At 38.6% G+C, this 19,036-nt stretch carries 16 protein-coding genes; 1 reads left to right on the plus strand and 15 read right to left on the minus strand.

The window, feature by feature from the left end; genetic code table 11:
- Window positions 1-89: 89 nt before the first annotated feature.
- On the minus strand, window positions 90-1,424 hold the full coding sequence (locus BV906_RS03345) for an N-acetylmuramoyl-L-alanine amidase (RefSeq protein WP_087972036.1): 1,335 nt from the start codon (window positions 1,422-1,424) through the stop codon (window positions 90-92).
- Between the two features lie 295 nt (window positions 1,425-1,719).
- On the opposite strand from BV906_RS03345, the gene BV906_RS03350 reads away from it, so the two are divergent.
- On the plus strand, window positions 1,720-1,989 hold the full coding sequence (locus BV906_RS03350) for a hypothetical protein (RefSeq protein WP_087972037.1): 270 nt from the start codon (window positions 1,720-1,722) through the stop codon (window positions 1,987-1,989).
- A 172-nt stretch (window positions 1,990-2,161) separates the two neighbouring features.
- Here the strand turns inward: BV906_RS03350 and BV906_RS19090 are convergent, their stop codons facing one another.
- The 14 genes from BV906_RS19090 to BV906_RS03415 form a co-directional block, all read right to left on the minus strand.
- Entirely contained in the window at window positions 2,162-2,362 is a 201-nt protein-coding gene (locus BV906_RS19090) for a hypothetical protein (protein WP_140321948.1), read from the minus strand.
- A gap of 532 nt (window positions 2,363-2,894) precedes the next feature.
- Window positions 2,895-4,088: a thiolase family protein gene (locus BV906_RS03355; protein WP_087972038.1), complete on the minus strand. Its 1,194-nt coding sequence runs from the start codon at window positions 4,086-4,088 to the stop codon at window positions 2,895-2,897.
- Window positions 4,089-4,111: 23 nt separating this feature from the next.
- Window positions 4,112-5,266: an acyl-CoA dehydrogenase family protein gene (locus tag BV906_RS03360; RefSeq protein WP_087972039.1), complete on the minus strand. Its 1,155-nt coding sequence runs from the start codon at window positions 5,264-5,266 to the stop codon at window positions 4,112-4,114.
- Between the two features lie 18 nt (window positions 5,267-5,284).
- Window positions 5,285-6,082 (minus strand): enoyl-CoA hydratase/isomerase family protein, encoded by a 798-nt coding sequence (locus BV906_RS03365; protein ID WP_281254105.1) that lies wholly within the window; start codon window positions 6,080-6,082, stop codon window positions 5,285-5,287.
- Window positions 6,075-6,920, minus strand: a complete 846-nt coding sequence (locus BV906_RS03370) for a 3-hydroxyacyl-CoA dehydrogenase family protein (protein WP_087972041.1) — start codon at window positions 6,918-6,920, stop codon at window positions 6,075-6,077. The genes BV906_RS03365 and BV906_RS03370 overlap by 8 nt, the downstream gene beginning before the upstream one ends.
- A gap of 208 nt (window positions 6,921-7,128) precedes the next feature.
- Window positions 7,129-8,508: a solute carrier family 23 protein gene (locus BV906_RS03375; RefSeq protein ID WP_087972042.1), complete on the minus strand. Its 1,380-nt coding sequence runs from the start codon at window positions 8,506-8,508 to the stop codon at window positions 7,129-7,131.
- Window positions 8,509-8,658: 150 nt separating this feature from the next.
- Window positions 8,659-9,855, minus strand: a complete 1,197-nt coding sequence (locus tag BV906_RS03380) for an iron-containing alcohol dehydrogenase (protein WP_087972043.1) — start codon at window positions 9,853-9,855, stop codon at window positions 8,659-8,661.
- Between the two features lie 151 nt (window positions 9,856-10,006).
- A complete protein-coding gene (locus BV906_RS03385; RefSeq protein WP_140321949.1) occupies window positions 10,007-10,765 on the minus strand; it encodes an IclR family transcriptional regulator in 759 nt (252 codons plus the stop codon).
- A 51-nt stretch (window positions 10,766-10,816) separates the two neighbouring features.
- A complete protein-coding gene (locus BV906_RS03390) occupies window positions 10,817-11,458 on the minus strand; it encodes a 3-oxoacid CoA-transferase subunit B (protein ID WP_217896377.1) in 642 nt (213 codons plus the stop codon).
- Entirely contained in the window at window positions 11,412-12,140 is a 729-nt protein-coding gene (locus BV906_RS03395) for a CoA transferase subunit A (protein ID WP_087972045.1), read from the minus strand. Before BV906_RS03395 ends, BV906_RS03390 begins: the two co-directional genes overlap by 47 nt.
- A 189-nt stretch (window positions 12,141-12,329) precedes the next feature.
- Window positions 12,330-13,754, minus strand: a complete 1,425-nt coding sequence (locus BV906_RS03400) for an NAD-dependent succinate-semialdehyde dehydrogenase (RefSeq protein ID WP_087972046.1) — start codon at window positions 13,752-13,754, stop codon at window positions 12,330-12,332.
- 127 nt (window positions 13,755-13,881) lie between these two features.
- On the minus strand, window positions 13,882-15,510 hold the full coding sequence (locus BV906_RS03405; protein ID WP_087972047.1) for a flavin-containing monooxygenase: 1,629 nt from the start codon (window positions 15,508-15,510) through the stop codon (window positions 13,882-13,884).
- Window positions 15,511-15,681: 171 nt separating this feature from the next.
- A complete protein-coding gene (locus BV906_RS03410; protein ID WP_087972048.1) occupies window positions 15,682-16,596 on the minus strand; it encodes an alpha/beta hydrolase in 915 nt (304 codons plus the stop codon).
- A gap of 1,104 nt (window positions 16,597-17,700) precedes the next feature.
- The gene (locus tag BV906_RS03415; protein ID WP_087972049.1) at window positions 17,701-18,816 is read right to left on the minus strand and encodes a DUF4145 domain-containing protein; all 1,116 of its coding nucleotides are present in this window, start codon (window positions 18,814-18,816) and stop codon (window positions 17,701-17,703) included.
- Between the last annotated feature and the right edge of the window lie 220 nt (window positions 18,817-19,036).

Genomic DNA, 19,036 nt, shown 5'->3' on the forward strand with positions numbered 1-19,036 from the left:
TCTCTTAGATTTACGTTATTGTACGTAAGTTGTCAGAAAGGAGAGTAGTTAAATAGTATAGAAAATATAAAAAGAGGTAGATAACTATATTATTCTTGTATATCTTGAAATACTTCTTCTAGTTTTTGGATTGTAGATTGAATCATTCTCTCATATATACTTAAAATATTTTGCCCGTAATTATCTCCGGGTACCGCCCATTTTCCGTTTAACGCGATCCAGCTTTCACCAGATCCTCTGGTTACCATGTCAAAACGAGGGTCAACTAGCGGATATTCATCTGGTAATGAATCCGTAGATGCATAGGCAAATAAATGTTGCATATGAGCGAGTACACCTTCTCTAGGTGTATCGAAACTTGCGCCGGAATTATCTGGTCCGGTAGCACCTAATCCGCAAAAGTTGTTTTGTTCAAGTTGTACAACTCCAGTAAATCGTAAAAAGTCTGTTTCATGCATTGCCTGGGCAAAAGCGATATCTCCTCTAATACCATAATAGTTTCCAAAGGTTAAATAATAGTTTCCTAACTCAATGGCATCCACATGTATCTCTTTAACATACTGATTCATTAGTTCTGGTGATAGAAAGGTTTGGCCTAATATAGAATATCCAGAAGTATCTTCGTTTCCGTTTTCAGTAATGATGAAAGCATCTTCAATCCCTGCATTTTTAACCTCATTCAATCGTCTCTCCGCATTTTCACGGTTTGAAAAGGCGCCAGCTTGAACACGGTACCATTGCTCACCAGAAGTTGTAATGGTAGTAACAAATGATTCGATACCATGTGAATCCAAGTAAGCTACTCTTTCATCTGCATTTTCTCTTGATCGGAAAGAACCAGCTATTACTTTATAAATCGTTCCTGAATCATTTTCTTTACTCTGAAGATTAAATGCTCTTTCTAAGCCATTGACATGACCTTGTGCAACTTTCTCGCGCCATGAAGATTTTTTCATTAGATTTGCATCATGTGTGTTATCGATAAAACCATTTTCTGTTAGGATTGCTGGCATGGATGTTTCGCGTAAAACATGGAAATTTGCTTTTTTCTTTCCACGATTCGTTAGTTCGTTTACTTTATTTATCTCAGCATGCAAAATATCTCGATATGCAGCAGTCTGTGAAGAGTTGGATAAGCTATTGTGAATATAATCTTCATAGCCCTGGGCAGAGGTGTTATAGGCATTGCAATGAATAGACAAGTAATAATCTGCTCCCCAAGAATTCGCCTCATTTGTTCGCTGATCTAGGCTTTTACTACTATCACTTGTACGGCTCATTTGTACGTCAACGTTCTTATAATCATTTAATAGAGTGTTTCGAATTCGAAGAGCAATATCTAAAACAATATCCTTTTCATTTATTCCATTACCTCTTGCTCCTGGATCTGAACCACCATGACCTGGGTCTAAATATAACTTCATTCAAAATAACCTCTCTTTCTAAATTTATAATTCTATAGTATGTAGAATAAGGAAAAATAATTGGATAATTTGTTCATTATCTAACAAATTGGTGGAAATGATGGAGACGTTAAAAGATATACTAGTATTTAGGTGTAGATTATAGAAGGAAGCCAAGTTTAGTGAAAATAATATACGAACAACAATTTTTAATTGTAGGACAATCTTTTTTCAATGATAGCATGTAGACCCATTTGCCCCTGAAAGGTTATCCTAGAAGGAATATTGATACGTATTCCATAAATGGAGGTGAATAATGAGTAACAGAATTTGGTTTGAAGATGCTGGTAAAAAAATGGATCCAAAATTAGTAGAACAATTTAGGATCAACGGAAAAGACAACCCCAATGAAACAAGTCAAAATGAAATACCCGTGATCGTTCTTTTGAAGAAAAACTGTGAAAAGGATGCAAAAGACGACCTCCTTAAAACCTGCAATTTGAATTCTCGTAATAAACTAGAAAATGAATTGCGCAGTATAAATGGTTTGAAAGGATTATTAAACAGGTCAAAGATCATGAAGTAGTAGAACGTATCATCTATGACCGAAATGTAACTACTCTTCTGGAAAAGTAGAAAAGCTGACTTTAAAAAACTATAAAATATTGGAAAAGGCATTACAAAAACAGTATTTAGAGTTCAAAAAAGATAATAGACTAAGACCAATCCAAAATCTCCCAAGAAGACAGGGCTATTTATTATAAAGTGATAGATAGCCATGTCTTTGGGTATTGATGAATGGGACACTGACAAGTAGGGGGGATCATTAATGCAGTTGGTTTCAGATCATCACTGAGACGATTCCGTGCTTTTACACGTTTATCCATCGGGTACACCACAGAATCAATACCAAGCCAATTGATATTACGTGAGATAAATGGAATCACAGTTGTTGCCACTTCTACCCCCACCAGGAGATCCGTCGTACTTTAATATAGTTAGGATATATTGTAGTGTTTTTCCACCGACAGGGTCAACAGCTACATCCCATTTTTTCTCGCGTGCAGGCTTAGGATCTATATCGATTATTTCATTGCGATGGATAACTTCTTTCGCACCTTATTGTTTTAAAACAAAAAACTTTATCCATTTTGAATTTGCTTAATCTGGTCAAACAAACTTTTTACAGCCCCTACACCAAAAATACAGTGCCAGTTCCCCACCACTTTAACACTTTAGAGTGATGAGGAACTGGCACTTAAATATCCGATCTCTGGATTACCGTAAGAAACTAATTATTTGATAAACTTATAGCTAATTCTAACTTTTGAAGACGTTTTTGCTCTATTTATATTAACAATTTTGAAAATCTCATGCACATTACTATCTACTTTTCCTCAAATAAGTATAAATCCCAAAGAAACTAGGCCAGTGGTCATGCAAGATGATTGCTCAGAAATTTTGAAAAATCCTAAGAATCTCTTGCCTTTTCTATGCCCGGAGGTTTTCCACAACGGTGGCAATTCCCATTCCACCTGCAATGCATAATGTTACAAGACCGTACCTTTCACCTGTTCGTTCTAATTCATGGATCAGCTTTGTAAGTAAAATAGCTCCAGTTGCTCCAATTGGATGACCCATCGCTATTGCTCCACCATTTGGATTCACCTTGTTTATATCCAATCCCAGTTCCTTAATACAAGCAATGGACTGGGAGGCAAATGCTTCATTAAGTTCTATAATCCCAATATCCTGGATGGATAAATTCGTCTGTTTTAAAGCTTTCAGCGTAGCATTTACTGGCCCCATTCCCATTGTTTCCGGGGAAACACCTGCAGCTGCCTGAGCTATAATTCTTACCTTTGGCTTGAGGTTACGCACTTTTGCCGCTTCTTCTGTCATAACAAGTAGTGCTGCAGCGCCGTCATTACGACCACTTGCATTTCCCGCTGTAACCGTACCACCTTCTTTAAAAACAGGTTTTAATTTCCCTAACTTCTCAATGGTTGTCTCTCTTGGATGTTCATCCACTTTAAAGTCAATCGAAGACTTTCTTGTTTTCACCGTGTATGGAGCAATCTCATTTTCAAAATACCCTTTATCAATCGCATTCTTTGTTTTTTCTTGACTCCTGAGTGCAAACTCATCTTGTTCCTCGCGTGTAATTCCGTATTTCTCAGCAACATTTTCCGCTGTAAGACCCATATTTAAATCTCCGTATTTTTCGACAGGTTGGGATCCTGGCTGACTTGCTGTATTGGGATCTTTTAACGCTACATTTCCTGATTGAAGACCGAATCGTACACCACTTACATAATATGGAGCAGTACTCATGGATTCCGCACCACCCGCGATAATAATATCGCCTAAATTAGACTGGATTTGTTGGGCAGCGGAATTAACTGCCTGAATTCCTGATCCGCACTGCCGATGTACCGTATAACTTGGAATCTGAATCGGAAGTTCTGCACGAAGTGATGCAACACGTGCAAGGTTGGAAACGTCTGAGCTTTGCTTTGCCTGGCCAAGTATTATTTCATCAATGGCATCTCTTTCAATACCTGTCCGGTCAATTAGTGCCCGAATCACATGTTCACCGAGTTTATCTACTGTTTCATTACCGATAGTACCACCGAGTTTACCAATTGCGGTCCGTACGGAATCCACAATTACTATATTTTTCAAGTCGTTTCCCCTCCTCTATAAATTTAAGCTTTTGTTCTCTCTTTTTTTAACTGTGACGCAATAATATTGCGCTGTATTTCAGAAGTTCCCTCGTAAATTCTGGCTATGCGCGCATCTCTATAATAACGCTCGATTGGATACCGTTTCATATACCCTTTTCCACCAAAGATCTGAACAGCAGCATCTGCTACACGGCCGTATACTTCTGAACCATATACTTTCGCAATCGCTGCATCTTTAATAACTTTGTCGCCCTGATCAGCCTGCCACGCAGTCCGATATGTCAGCGCTCGCAGTGCTTCAATTTCGATTGTCATGTCTGCAAGTTTATGCTGGATGATTTGTTGATCAAATAAAGGCTTTCCAAATTGTTCTCTTTCAAATACGTAATCCAAGCAATGCTCCAGTAACTTTTCAGAAGATCCGAGGTTTCTTGCAGCTAATCCAGCACGGCCAGTAGATAAAATTTTCAAAGCATTAACATACCCTTGATTTTCTTCTCCCAAAACGTTTTCTTCCGGAACTTCTACATTTTCGAAAATCAGCTCTGAAGTATAGGTACCACGCATTCCCATCTTGTCATCTATTTCCCCAACTCTAAATCCGGGAGTATCTTTTTCTACAATGAAAGACGTAATTCCTTTTGCTCCTTTTTCAGGATCTGTAACTGCCATTACCGTATATACACTTGCAATCGGACCATTCGTAATATAATGTTTCATCCCATTAAGGATATATTTGCTGCCTTCCTTCACAGCAGTGGTACTCAAATTTGTAGCATTGGATCCTGCCTCTGGTTCGGTCAGACAAAATGCGCCAATCCATTCTCCGCTGGCCATTTTAGGCAGATATTTCTTCTTCTGCTCTTCATTTCCCAATTGTACAATTCCTGAAGTTCCAATTCCTGTATGTGCGCAGATGAGAGTGGTAAACCCATTATGAGTCTGTCCAAGTTCCTCATAGATAGCGCACTTATCAACCATATTCAGTCCATGTCCACCATATTCTTTTGGAATATTAAGACCAAATAACCCTAATTCCTGGGATTTTTTATAAATGTCTTCAGATATTTTATTCTCTTCTTCAATTTGCATTGCTACACTTTCAACATCTTCTTGAACGAACCTGCGTACCTTTTTTCTGAATGTTTCAATTTCTTGGCTAAAATTAAAGTCCACTATTTATCTCTCCCTTTATTATTTGTTAGTAAATTCAGGTGATCTTTTTTCTAGAAAAGCACTTGTTCCTTCATTTTTATCCTCTGTTCCAAAAGCTATTGTTTGTGCTAGCTTCTCAATCATGAGTCCTGTTTCTAAATCAGAATCAAATCCTTTATTAATAGCGATTTTTGCCAATCTTACTGCTACAGGACCTTTTGATAAAATTGTTTTTGCAACATTCATCGTTTCAGAAATCAGTAAATCTTTAGATACTATATTTGAAACAATTCCAAATTGTTGAGCTTCCACTTCATCAATAATTTTCCCTGTCAATATCATCTCCATCGCTTTTCCTTTTCCAACGATTCTAGCTAATCTTTGGGTACCTCCCCCACCAGGTATAATAGCTAAATTCAATTCTGGTAACCCAAGTTTTATATTTTCAGAAGCTATTCTTATGTCACATGCCAAACACAATTCAAATCCTCCGCCTAAAGCATAACCATTAATTGCTGCAATGGTTGCCTTGCTGCAATCTTCTATCTTTTTATATGTTGCTTGGATTCCAGGAACTAGAGCCTCTAACATTTCCCTTTGTCTAAGTTGCTTAATATCAGCTCCTGATGCAAAAGACTTTGATCCAGATCCCGTGAAGATTATTACGCCTACATCTTCATCTTTCTCCATCAAATCTAAAGCCTCTTCAATTTCTTTAAGCGTATTTGCGTTTAGTGAATTTCGACTTTCAGGCCGATTTATCTCGATAATTCCTACACGATCTTTAACAGTTGTTAAGATATTATTAAACATATATTCCTCCGATAATTTATTCATAATTATAAAAGCCTGATTTGCTTTTCTTTCCTAATCTACCTGCTTTAACATATTTGATGAGCAATGGACATGGACGGTATTTTTCGCCCAATGTCTTATGCAGATATTCCATATTCCTTAATCGCGTATCTAATCCTACAAGATCTGCTAATTCCAATGGCCCCATTGGATGATTCAATCCAAGTTTCATTGCTTTATCGATATCCTCAGGTGAAGCAACCCCTTCCATTAATAAATTCATTGCTTCATTTCCAATTAGACAATTCATTCTGGAAGTAACGAAACCAGGGTGCTCGTTCACTTCAGCTGTTTCTTTTCCCAATTTAGCTGCGATTCCATTAACTATTTCCACTGTCTCATCCGATGTATCCAATCCTCTTATAACTTCAATCAGCTTCATTTTATGAACGGGATTAAAGAAATGCATAGCTACTACTTTATCAGGTCGTGATGTTTGAGCACCGATTTCAGTAGGACTCATCGTTGATGTATTCGTGGCTAATATTGTATCGGGTTTACAGTAATCATCTAGTTTTTTAAAGATATCTATTTTTAAATCCATTTTTTCTAGTACTGCTTCAATTACAAAATCAGCATTTTCAACAGATTCTTTGAGATTTGTATGAAAGGATAAATTTTCCATACTTCTTTCCACATCTTCTTTTGAAATATATCCCTTACTAGCGCTTACATTCAATTCGTCTTCAATTTTTTCTTTGGCGTTTTCTAATGCATCTGGACTCACATCATTAACATTCACATGAAATTCATTTAGTGCTAAGGAATAAGCAATCCCTCTCCCCATCGTACCAGCACCGATTACTGCAATTTCTTTCATAAATTTACACTCCTCGTCTCATAGATATTCACTTTCTACTGATTTTAAAATTCATATTCTCCCAAATTTACTATTTGCCTCTTGTAATCTACCAACCGATCGTCCTCCTATTTTCAGTCTCATTAATTTCAATATATTAACCTTCTTATATTAAATAAAAATAAATAAAAATGTTTAATGAACACGGATTTTATACTGTAATTACTAATTATCCATGCTTCTGCTGATTTTCTACTATTGTATCGTCCGATTTACTTATATTTTCCTTTTTCTTATTCTTAACTATAAGAACGTATAACACTAAACCTGTGATTAACCCATAAGCAGCACCATGTATAGCTAGAACTACAGCTGTGATGCCAGCTACTCCTTGTTCAGCGGGTGTATTCACCTGTTCTAAACCGATCTGAATACAAATATAACCAGTTACAAGGAGAGAAACTGATAATGCTATAGGAAGAACAGGTTGGAAAAATGTTACAAGTGGTAGTAAGAATAATGCTATAAAGTTAACAATATGGAACGTACCAATACCACCAAAAATCGAATCCATAGCTTTTCTACCAAATGTGTATCTTTCGGATACGGTTGCTGTAACTGCTGTCCAAATTGGACCAGCTAAGCCAGGATATGGAGCTACTAAAGCGTGAATGCCGTTTCTCAACGCAGTAACTAAATGTACACGGTCAATATTATTATCAATATCTTCATCTTTTCTTAATTCATTTGATCTCTCAAGAAGCGTGTCTCCAACAACAATATCGCCATAAGCAATGATATAAGCTATTAGCGCTGTCGGTATGGCTAACATGAAAACATCAAAACTTGGAAATCCAATTACGAATGGTGTATATTGCCACATTTCAGCAAATGCAGGACTTACAATACCCCACTCAAGGTTTGGGAGGGGATATTCTTTAACGATCCATGCAACAATAATTCCTACAATTAGCCCTGGGACCATACCATAATTTGATAGCATCGTAGCAAATTTAGATTTTTCCCTTAATCTCCTAAATGAGAGTGAAAACATGGTATAGAATGTTACTAAACCAGCAATGATAAGTGAAATTGGAGTATCCATTACTCTACCACCCTGCTCTATCTCACCTAAAACTGCAGCAATTCCTGCACCTATCAATATCCCTCCTTTTAAGGAATTAGGAACAGCTTTCACTAGTTTTCCTCCCAGTTTTGTTATACCAAGCAGGAAAAATATGAGAAATAAAATTATTTGTAAGGCAACCATTGCCTGAATAGCTTGAGGACCTGGTTCAAAATCTCCTAAGTAAATAAGGACTAATGGTAAAGCAGCAGTAATCCAGCCTGGTACAAATGCTACTCCAAGTAAAGCTGGGAACATATTTACAATTCCGTGAATAATGGTATATGCAAGTGCTACTTCATATGGAAGACCTAAATTCTGCTCTAAAATAGGAATCATACTAATAGCAACTACTACTAAGGCGAGTGATTGAATTGTTTCTGCCATTTCCCATTTGTAATGTATAAATGGGAGTCTTATTTTAAAAGGCCCTAAAGGAAAATAAGGTTGTTCTTCCCCATATTTTCTATTATAAATTGCCAATTAACCCCATCCCCTCTAATTAACAAATAACTTTATTACAGATATTTTTCATTTATGATAAAAAGTGGATGCAAATTCAATGACATCCTATTGATGCAGAAGATTGAAAGAGTGTGTTATTATTCACCACCGTTTATACACATCAATCATCTACTCCTCATTACTTAGTGGTAATACTTTTTTATAAATCTCTTTAATATCTTCTTTTACTGCTTTTCTTGGGTTATTAGGTATAGTTCCGATATCATTCATTGCGTCCTCTGACAGGCGATCTACCATTTCTTCTGTAAACTCTAATTTTAAATACGAGAAGTCTGTTGCTATATCTAAATCAGCAATAAATTCTTTTAGAATATTAACCAACATTTCGGCCGCTTTTTTATCGCTAATAGCGTACAGGGAATCATCAAAAATTCGCGCTATGTCAGCGTATTTCTGATGATTGGATATCAAATTATGCTCTACTACATGCGGAAGAATAACAGCGTTAGCTAATCCATGTGGCACATCGTGAACAGCAGACATAGGATGTGAACAAGAATGTACCATTCCTAATCCGCCAGTTCCAAAGGCTAATCCTGCTATAGTACTAGCTAAATGGAGTTGTGATCTAGCTTCCATATCTTCCGGTTGCGCATAACTTGCAGGCAAGCTTTTTTCTATCATCCTTATTGCTTGCAAGGCTAGCCCATCAGAGAAAGGATTTGATTTCATAGACACATAAGCTTCTATAGCATGAACTAAAGCATCAATTGCAGTAGTTGAGACAATGTGACGTGGAAGAGAACTTGTAAGCATCGGATCCACAAAAGCTATATCAGGTGTTAGAAGTGGAGAGGATATAACATACTTTCTACCCCTCACATCATCTGTTACTACTGATATCGCAGTAACCTCAGTACCTGTACCTACTGTTGTCGGGATTGCAAATAAGGTAGGTGTTTCATTCGTTAATTCTTTTTCACCTCTTCTATAATCGAGAATATGGCCTTCGTGGCTGATCATTACACCGACAGCCTTTCCAAAGTCTATGGCACTTCCTCCCCCGACAGCGAGAATTAAATCGGATTCTTCCTTTTTAAATTTTTTGGCACCTTCCATCACTGTTTCGGCCCTCGGGTTTGCTTCCACCTCTGAAAAAACAGTATAATTTACTGAATTTTCACCTAGTAATGAGGTGATTTTATCTACTACACCAGCTTTCACCAACCCTGGATCAGTTACCAGGAAAACTTGGGACTTATTATAGTCCTTAATTGTTGTAACTAAATTTTCTTTTACACTGTCAACTCCAAAAGTCACATTTGTATTAAAGACGGTGTGAAACTTTTTTCCATAGATCCCCATTTAGATACCTCCATGTCATTTTAAGTATTCTGAGATTTCTCGTTAAAAGACTGTCTATTTTACACAGAAGTCTGGTTTTTCGATATATAGAATTAGTTGTCTTCCTCTATAAATTAACTTTTTCTTAGGAGATTATTTCCTCTTGATTGCTCTAACCTTTATAACCCAGTTCAGCGGATATTTTCACTGACATTTCTCGAACCTTTTCCAAGATAATGGGCTCTCGGTCTTCAGAGTAATCCGTAATGGGTATGTTAACCCCAAGTGCTGCAATCACCTGTCCAGTATTATCACGGATAGGACAGGAAAATCCCATTGTGTCCTTAAAGTGCTCCGCGTGGCTTCTGGAATATCCATTTTTTCGAATCTTTTCTAACTCTTCCCTTAAGGTTTCTTTGTCCTCAATCGTATTGTCCCCAACCTTTATAATGGTCAGGTTTTTTAAGTACGCTTCAAGTGAGTCCGAATCCATATATGCTAACAGGAGTTTAGAGGCAGAACCTGCGTATAGCGGAGCCCTTTTTCCCGTTTCAATAACAAGTCTTACAGATTTATTGCTGGCTATCTTCTCCACATAGACAGCTTCATTTCCTTCTATAACTGTCAAATGAACAAATTCATTTAACTCTTTGTTCAGTTGTTCCATATAAGGAAATGCTACTTTTCTATACTCAAGTTGTTGTAGTACACTGTTTCCCAGCTCTAGTAATTTAAGTCCTAATTTATATTTTACGGCTCGGTTAAACTCTCTTCTACTTACTAATAATCCCCCTTTTTCCAACGAGGAGACCAATCTGAAAACGGTCGTTTTAGGAAGGTTGGACAGCTTCACCAATTCTTGCAGTGTCAACTCACCTCTTCCTTTAAAGCAATCCAGTAACTTAATCGATTTTAATAAACTTTGACTCAAAAGTAACACTCCATCCGAATGTTTAATTCCTTTTTCAGTGAATTATATGTTTTATAAATCCACAATGAAGTTTGCCTCCGTTTTTTCCTGTACCTCTTCAACGGATATACCCGGTGCCAGTTCAAGAAGATACAACTGTCTTTCTCTTACCTCGAAGACTGCGAGATCGGTAATAATCATGTCGACGCTTCTGTTTGATGTTTTCGGGTAGGTTAACTTCTCCATAATCTTGCTCTCTCCATCTTTGGAAGCATGGCTCATCGCTACAATTACTTTCTTGGCACCAACCAAAAGATCCATCGCACCACCTACACCGATAATATTCTTACCGGGTACCGCCCAGTTCGCTATCTGGCCTGTTTCATCTGCCTGCAATGCTCCTAATATCGCCATGTCCACATGACCTCCACGTATCATCCCAAATGAACCCGCACTGTCAAAATAAGATGCGCCAACAGCCTCGCCGACAGGCAATTTACTCGCATTTACTAGGTTTGGATCCTCTTCCTTGACATCTGTCACACCGAGCAGACCATTTTCTGTGTGCAGATGGACCTTGGGATCTTCAATGAATTTAGGCACCAGCGTTGGTATCCCTACACCGAGATTCACGGTTATTGATCCTTTCAGTTCTTTGGCAACCCGCTTAGCGATTGTTTGCTGTAACTCTATTTTCGATAGACTCACGGTCATGTACCACTACCCCCTCTGTTGTAAGAATATGTTCTGCTACAAGGATCGTATCGACATAAAGATGTGGGGTAATTATTTCCTCAGGGTTCAGTTCACCAGGTTCCACAATCTCATCCACTTCCACAATAACCGTCTTTGCGGCTGTCGCCATTAACGGATTGAAATTACGTGCTGTTTTGTAATAAACCAAATTGCCGAGCGTGTCCGCTTTATGGGCACGAATAAGAGCTATATCTGCGTGAATTGATTTCTCCAAAATATAGGTCGTTCCATCAATCACACGTTCTTCCTTCCCTATAGCTAGATCCGTTCCGACTCCTGTGGTTGTATAGTATCCTCCCAAGCCAGCCCCGCCAGCCCGGATGGACTCCGAGAGCGTCCCCTGTGGCAGGAGCTCCAGTTCAATCTCACCCTTTTGGTATTTATCCCCAACATCCCTGTTGCTGGTGAAATAAGAGCCAATAGCTTTCTTGATCTTATTCTGGTTCAGCACGAGTCCCAGCCCTCTTCCTGGTTCTCCGATGTTGTTGCTTACAATGGTCAAATCTTTTACGTCCTTCTTTATTAGTCCATCAATCAATGTTAATGGTGCACCAATCAAACCAAAGCCGCCAACAAGTATCGTTTGCCCAGATTCCACACAAGACAGTGCCTGATTGGCTTGTTGCACTAGTTTTTCCATATGAGTTCCTCCGTTCCTGACGGTTTATCAAATGGTAAATAATCTCTTTAACGATCCCTTTCTAAAGGGTAAAAGATGATCATTACCAAATGATAGACCTCCATATGATCCCGCTTTATCCGAAACGATACAGACTATTTAAAGTAGAGAATATTTCTCTTGCATCGTTTTCTTCTACGCCTATTGGCACTAAGTACGAATAGCCATCGAGATTAACTTTGTCTCCAGGTAATCTTCCAATCCGTATTTACCACCTTCTCTTCCCGATCCACTCTCTTTGACCCCACCAAACGGAGCTTGAACAGAGAATGGAGCATGATCGTTCACGCCAACCATTCCATATTCCAGTTTTTCCGAGACTCTGTGAGCCCGTGAAAGATCATTAGTATAAAAATAGGAAGCGAGGCCATACTCTGTGTTGTTTGCTTTTTCGATGACTTCCTCTTCCGTGTTGAAGCGAATTAATGGAGCGACTGGCCCGAATGTTTCTTCATGTGTAATCTTCATTTCTTCATTAACTTCTGTTAACACCGTTGGCGCGTAAAAATAGCCTTTTGCATACTTTCCTTCATTTAAAGCTTTGCCACCATAAAGAACGTTGGCTCCTTTACTCTCTGCATCGGTCACATGGTCATGTGACTTATCAACTGCATCCTGATTCACCATTGCACCTATCTTATTATCTTCATCCAATCCGTCACCAACTGCCATCGTGGAGACCTTATCAGCAAATCGGGAAGCAAATGAATCATATATCGAATCATGTACATAGATACGGTTGGCACATACACACTGCTGACCGGTTGAAGCGAATTTGCTTGCGATGACACCTTCTACAGCAAGATCAATATCAGCATCTTCGAACACTATAAAGGGAGCATGCCCACCGAGTTCCATGGAAACACGTTTTACCGTGTCAGCGGATAGTCGAATTAGTTTTTTACCGACCTCCGTAGACCCTGTAAAGGAAATCTTACGAACATCATCACTTGCCATTAATTCACCGACGATATCAGAAGAATTACCAATTACTAGGTTAACCACACCATCCGGAATCCCCACTTCATCAAAAACTTTAAATAACTCAAGTGATGTTAACGGCGCCTCACGGGAGGGGCGGAAAACAACTGTACATCCAACAGCCAAAGCCGCCCCAAGTTTTCTTGCACCCATTTGTAATGGGAAATTCCATGGTGTAATCGCACCCACAACTCCGATTGGTTGTTTAATCGCAGAGACCCTTTTATGTGGTGCCGATGGAGGAATGACATCCCCGTATACGCGCCGTGCTTCTTCTGCATACCATTTAAAAAAGTTAATTGAACTACTAACCTCATAACGTGCATTGTGAATGCTTTTTCCCATTTCTTTAGTAATGGTCCGGGCAAAAACCTCTTTTTTCTCCTCCAATTTATCAACCACTTTAGATAAATAAGCACTACGCTCATCACCGGTTAAAGCCGCCCATTTTGGGAAAGCTGTCTTGGCTGCTTGAATGGCATCCTGTGTCTCCTCTTTTCCAACCATCGATACGGTCTGAACTAATTCACCATTTGCCGGATTGATCACTTCTAGCTGCTTCTCTGTCTCTAACCACTTTCCATTGATATACATTATTTTCCTCCTCTTTGAGTAGGTGCTGTTTCGCCTAACTGACTCTACTCATTTAAAAAAACGTTATATTAAGTGATAACAGCCTCCTGAAATCATCTCTTATAGGGGCTGAGAAAATACCTTCTATCTATTCCTGAGTTACCTTATTTCGTTCTTTATTAAAAACAAGTCCTTCTATACTACTTTCTTCAAGGAACTTTCTAAAATTACCGAGTCCTCCCATATAGAACCTTACTGCGCTTTTCTTACCAGGAACATTAGCTCCGAAAATCCATGATTGCGCTGATGAAAATACCGTCGCATCTGCAATTGTTCTGCACGTTTCAAGCCATTCGCTTTCAGCATCAGCAGTTGGTTCAACGGTGTTCAAATTGTTTTCAACCATCTGTTTAACCATGTCTGAAATCCACTCGACCTGGGTTCCAATCGTAGGCACCAGGTTTGTGAATGGACCATTTGGCCCAAGAATCATGAACATATTAGGAAAGTCCGTGTTCATGATACCAAGATAACCTGTTGGACCGTCTTCCCATTTGTCCTGAATCGCCACACCATTTCGGCCACGGAGATCCATTTTGACATAGTTTCCTTCGACTGCATCGAACCCGGTTGCATAGATTAATACGTCCAGATCATATTCGCCATCCGTTGTTTTGACGCCTTTTGGTGTAAGTTCTTGAATAGGATTTTGCTTCACATCAACGAGTGAAACATTGCCCCTATTAAAGGTTTCATAGTACCCATTATCTGCCGCTGGGCGTCTTGCATACAATTCCTGTGGTGTCAATTTTTCAGCAGTCTCTTTGTCTTTAACAATTTGGTTAATTTTCTTTCGGATGAAACTTGCCGCAGCCTCATTAGCCTCTGTGTCTGTCGCAATATCACCAAAAGTACCAAACATAAAGCGGAAACCATTTCCTTTATTCCAATATTCTTCAAAAATACGTTCCCGTTCCTCTTCAGATACTGAAAATGCAGGTACGTCGCTTTCCTCATACCCAAAAGCTGTAGCTGAATTTTTTACCTGGTCCCAGATTTTGTCATAATTGGCTTTAATCTCGTTAATTTCTTCTTCTGACTGGGGTCTTTTTCCAAGTGGAACACTATATTGTGGCGTACGCTGAAATACTGTAAGATGACCACACTGAGGCGCAATAGCAGTTATCAATTGGATTCCTGTTGACCCGGTACCAATCACCCCGACACGTTTCCCCTCCAGGCTGACTCCATCTGGCCAAGCACCAGTATGATATTGTTCTCCTTGAAAGATTTCGTTTCCTTTGAACATTGGTTTATTGGTTGACGACAATAGACCAAGACCAGTCACCAAATATTTTGCAGTAACCGTATCACCTTTGTCTGTAGTAACTTCCCAATAGTCACCCTCCTCATTGTATTGGGCTGCCTTGATTTCTCTGTTGAATTGATAGCTGCGATACAAATCATAACGCTCAGCAACATGAGTCAAATAATTCAGCACTTCTTTCTGTGTTAAATAATTACTCTCCCATGTCCACTCTTGCAGCAATTCCTTATCAAATGAATAACGATAAACAAAGCTTTCACTATCAGACAGGGCACCAGGATATCGATTCCAATACCAGGTACCTCCCACATCGCCGCCTTTTTCATAGCCACACACGCTTAGCCCAAGTTCATTTTGCAACTTGTGAACTGCATAAAGACCGCCGAACCCCGCACCAATAACCACTGCATCAAAGTCTAACCCAACATTAACCCGATTATTTTCACTCATAATTTGCCTCCTTATGATTTAAAATATTTTTAGTAACCTTGTCTTCTTCCAATTCCTGTTATTAAATCCACCTTGGCTGTTCTGCAGACTCATGGTGAGCGGGTTATGCACCAAGAAGGATTGTCTATCAATCAAACTTTCTCATTTCAATAGTGTTTATTTCGCTTTACATTACTTTTCCAAAGCTTTATACCAGTCTGCAATTCTCTTAATCTCTTGGTCAGCTTCTGGAGCACGTCCTGCTAAGCTAGGGAATACATGTTGCATACCTTCCACAACGGACAATGTTGAATTAACCCCTGCTTCTTTGGCAAGCTCGTGCAAACGTCTTGCATCATCCAATAGTGACTCGTCTCCTCCTGCATTAATGTATAACGAAGGAAAGTCACTGAAATCAGCATGTAAGGGATTTACCAGCGGGTTTGTTGCCTTTGCTTCATCGTCTCCTATATAGCCTGCACGCATCCCTTCGAGTAGTGGGCGTGATATAAGAGCATCCGTTGAATCATTTGTATCAAGCGTCTCACCAGACAATTCCATATCAAGCCATGGTGAAAAAGCGATGACACTTCCCGGTAGTTCAAGTCCCTCTTCACGAAACTTTAGTACAGAAGATATAGCAAGGTTTCCACCTGCTGAATCCCCGATTGTTGTCACATTTTCAGGTTTAATACCGGAATCCAACAATGTCTTATAAACATTCACAAGTTCTTCCAGCTGGGATGGAAAAGGATTCTCAGGAGCACGCTCGTAATCCACTACCAATGAAGATATATTAAGCGCTTTTGCAACATGACCAGCCAGTTTACGATGGCTGTCTGCAGAGCCTACCGCAAACCCGCCACCATGGGTATAAATAAGCACTTTGGATTTGTCACAGCCAACTGGAAATGTCCAAACGGCATTAACTCCTCCTACTTGTTCTGTCTTATAAGTAACATTCTCAGGTTCATATGTTGGTTTTCCCCACTCGTCGAAAAGACTGCGTTGATCCGAAAGTCTCATGTCGGGATTTTCCAACATACGGTCGCTCCAATCCTTGTAAAGATCTTTCAAGTATCTTGCTTCTTTTGTAATCGATTTCATTTTAAATCTCCTCCATTTATATTTTGCTTTCAGAGAGTTTTCTGGGTTTGCTGGAAGCTAGTATTACTAGATATTAATCTTTCACAACTTCTTTAATGGTTTATCTATCCATTTTACAGCCAATGACTTTAAGGGCTCTAGGACATCATTTCGCTATAAAGCCTCTTTTTACAGCTTACCTTGGGTTATGGAAATCTACCGACATCGTTTATCACATCATCTGCAAGTTGATCTATCACTTCCAACATAAAGTCGATGTTAAGGTAATTACGTCCTGATAGATACCCAACCTTTTTGTGAATGCCTTCAAGATGCCCACTAGCGCTGGGCTATATTGATATCGCTTACATTCTTTAAATTAGGTTCTAAAAATTCTAGTAATATCCCATACTTTTCATAATGAATCCATCCCTACCTGATTCGCTTCCTTAAATCTTATAATCTTTCGACATCCGGCACCCCCTGCTATTTATAATCCTACGGAAATCAGGATAAAGAGAAAATATTTGTCAAAAGCAGTAATTTCAATTGCAAGTCGATATCTATCGCAACCCTTATTCCGTATAATGGAATTGCTAGTCCATTTCCTTATCTCTCATAATAGACTGAACAATTCGACAAGTCAAGTATCATTTAATTATTTTTTCTGTTTATTAAATAAATACAGTTAATTTATTTTGTAAAAGTCTTCTTAAAAAAACAGTCGTTTTCCCCCTTATCGATTCCATCGACTTCTACTTACTATCTTCGTTATATTAATGACTTTCAGGATAAAGGCATTAACTTTTTCTCTATTAATGAGAAAAAATTGATACTACAACAGCGATGGGGAAATAGTTTTTATGATATTTAGTGGATTAGCATAGTTTGAGCATGACATTATCTGAACGAGCAAAATATGGATTAGAAGTTACGAGAGCTTGTATAAGAAAAGGCGAGGACCAAAAAAAGACCAATTCTCGCTGGGATTGGTCTTTAAGATCTATCAGAGTAAGAATATAGTATTCGGAAGATTTGTAGGCTACCTTTTTCTGTCCCCCATAGCTTTACGGTATTAAGGCTACGAGAAACAGGCACTTGAATCCCCGTCAAAACATGAGAACTTTATCCATTTTGAATTTGCTTAATCTGGTCAAACAAACTTTTCACAGTTCCTACACCAACATTTTCATACTTCGCAAGTATCATTAATTCTCGTGGTAATTGACCAACTGTTTCTATCTGATCTTCTTTCAATTGTCTCAACAGGCTTGGAAAACCTGTAAATAATTCAGCATTTAATGGCGTGGATGCAATTTCTTCCGTTACGATAAGGTAATCCGTCTTATAGAAGAAAAGTAATTCGCCAGGTCGTTGTAAGAAAATTTCTCTTCTCTTTTTCTCTTCCTCTATGTAAACTTTCAATTCCTCAAATAATATTTCTTCATTTTTCTCCTTATATCGTTTCACATGTTTTGAAATACCTTCTAAATTATTTGGCAATTCACTAATAATTCGCCCTTGCTGTTCCGCACCCAACCGAATCAGAAATGTCTCGGACCTTTCAAAACGTTGAGGTAGAAGGAATGCATCACGGAGGAAATAAGGAATTTCTACTTTTTGATTCTTGTAATTAATGGTCCGAACCGTGGTAAAACCAGGTGGTATCGGTTCGCCGACCGTTTCCATTGTTGTGCCCGTTTGAGGTTCGGTCACGTCTGAATTCTCTTGCTTACTAACAGAAGCTACTAGAAGCTCTTCCAAAGCTTCTAACCTGATTTCAATTTCTGAAATATCATAGGATTCTTCCTGTGGAGCAGGATCCTGATAAACTGGTACTTCAAAATCCAAAGATCCGTATGTTTCCGTAAACCATCTTACAATTACATAAACTTCCTCCCAGGATAATAAAGCCTCCGAGTAGCGAAATTTCCGAGTATCATGTGCAGCCTGATTGCCCATTTTCCTTACAAAATGCAATGAATCACGTACTTCAGTCGTAATGTACCCATTATCACTTAGTACGTCAATTCGTTCTATTAATGAAGTCCAACCGCCTTCAGGTAACTTTTCTTCTTTCATAACTAGCTGCAAAATGTTTTCAACAAATACTCTAGCATGTGTAAGCATTGTTCGTGGACTTGAGAATATGCTGTTTTCTAGTTCTCTGGCAACCAATGCTAATTCTTTATTGAATGGCTCTAGAAATTGATAGTAATAGTTTTGTGCGCTCACTTTCATTTCCTCCTGTTCAAGTCTAATAAGAGGAAAATTGATTGATATAAGCATCTATTGATTTTCTCTCTCTCTGATTCTGTCCTTACTTTTTAACTAAATTGATATCATATGTTCTTTAATTTTATAATATCATAACGTGCGATGTATTTAACGACGATTGTTTCTTTTTCATTTACAAAGTCGTGACACCTCCCATCGCTTTATAGCATTTAGTGGATAGCTG

The sequence above is a fragment of the Oceanobacillus rekensis genome (assembly GCF_002153375.1).
Taxonomy (GTDB): Bacteria; Bacillota; Bacilli; order Bacillales; family Amphibacillaceae; genus Oceanobacillus; species Oceanobacillus rekensis.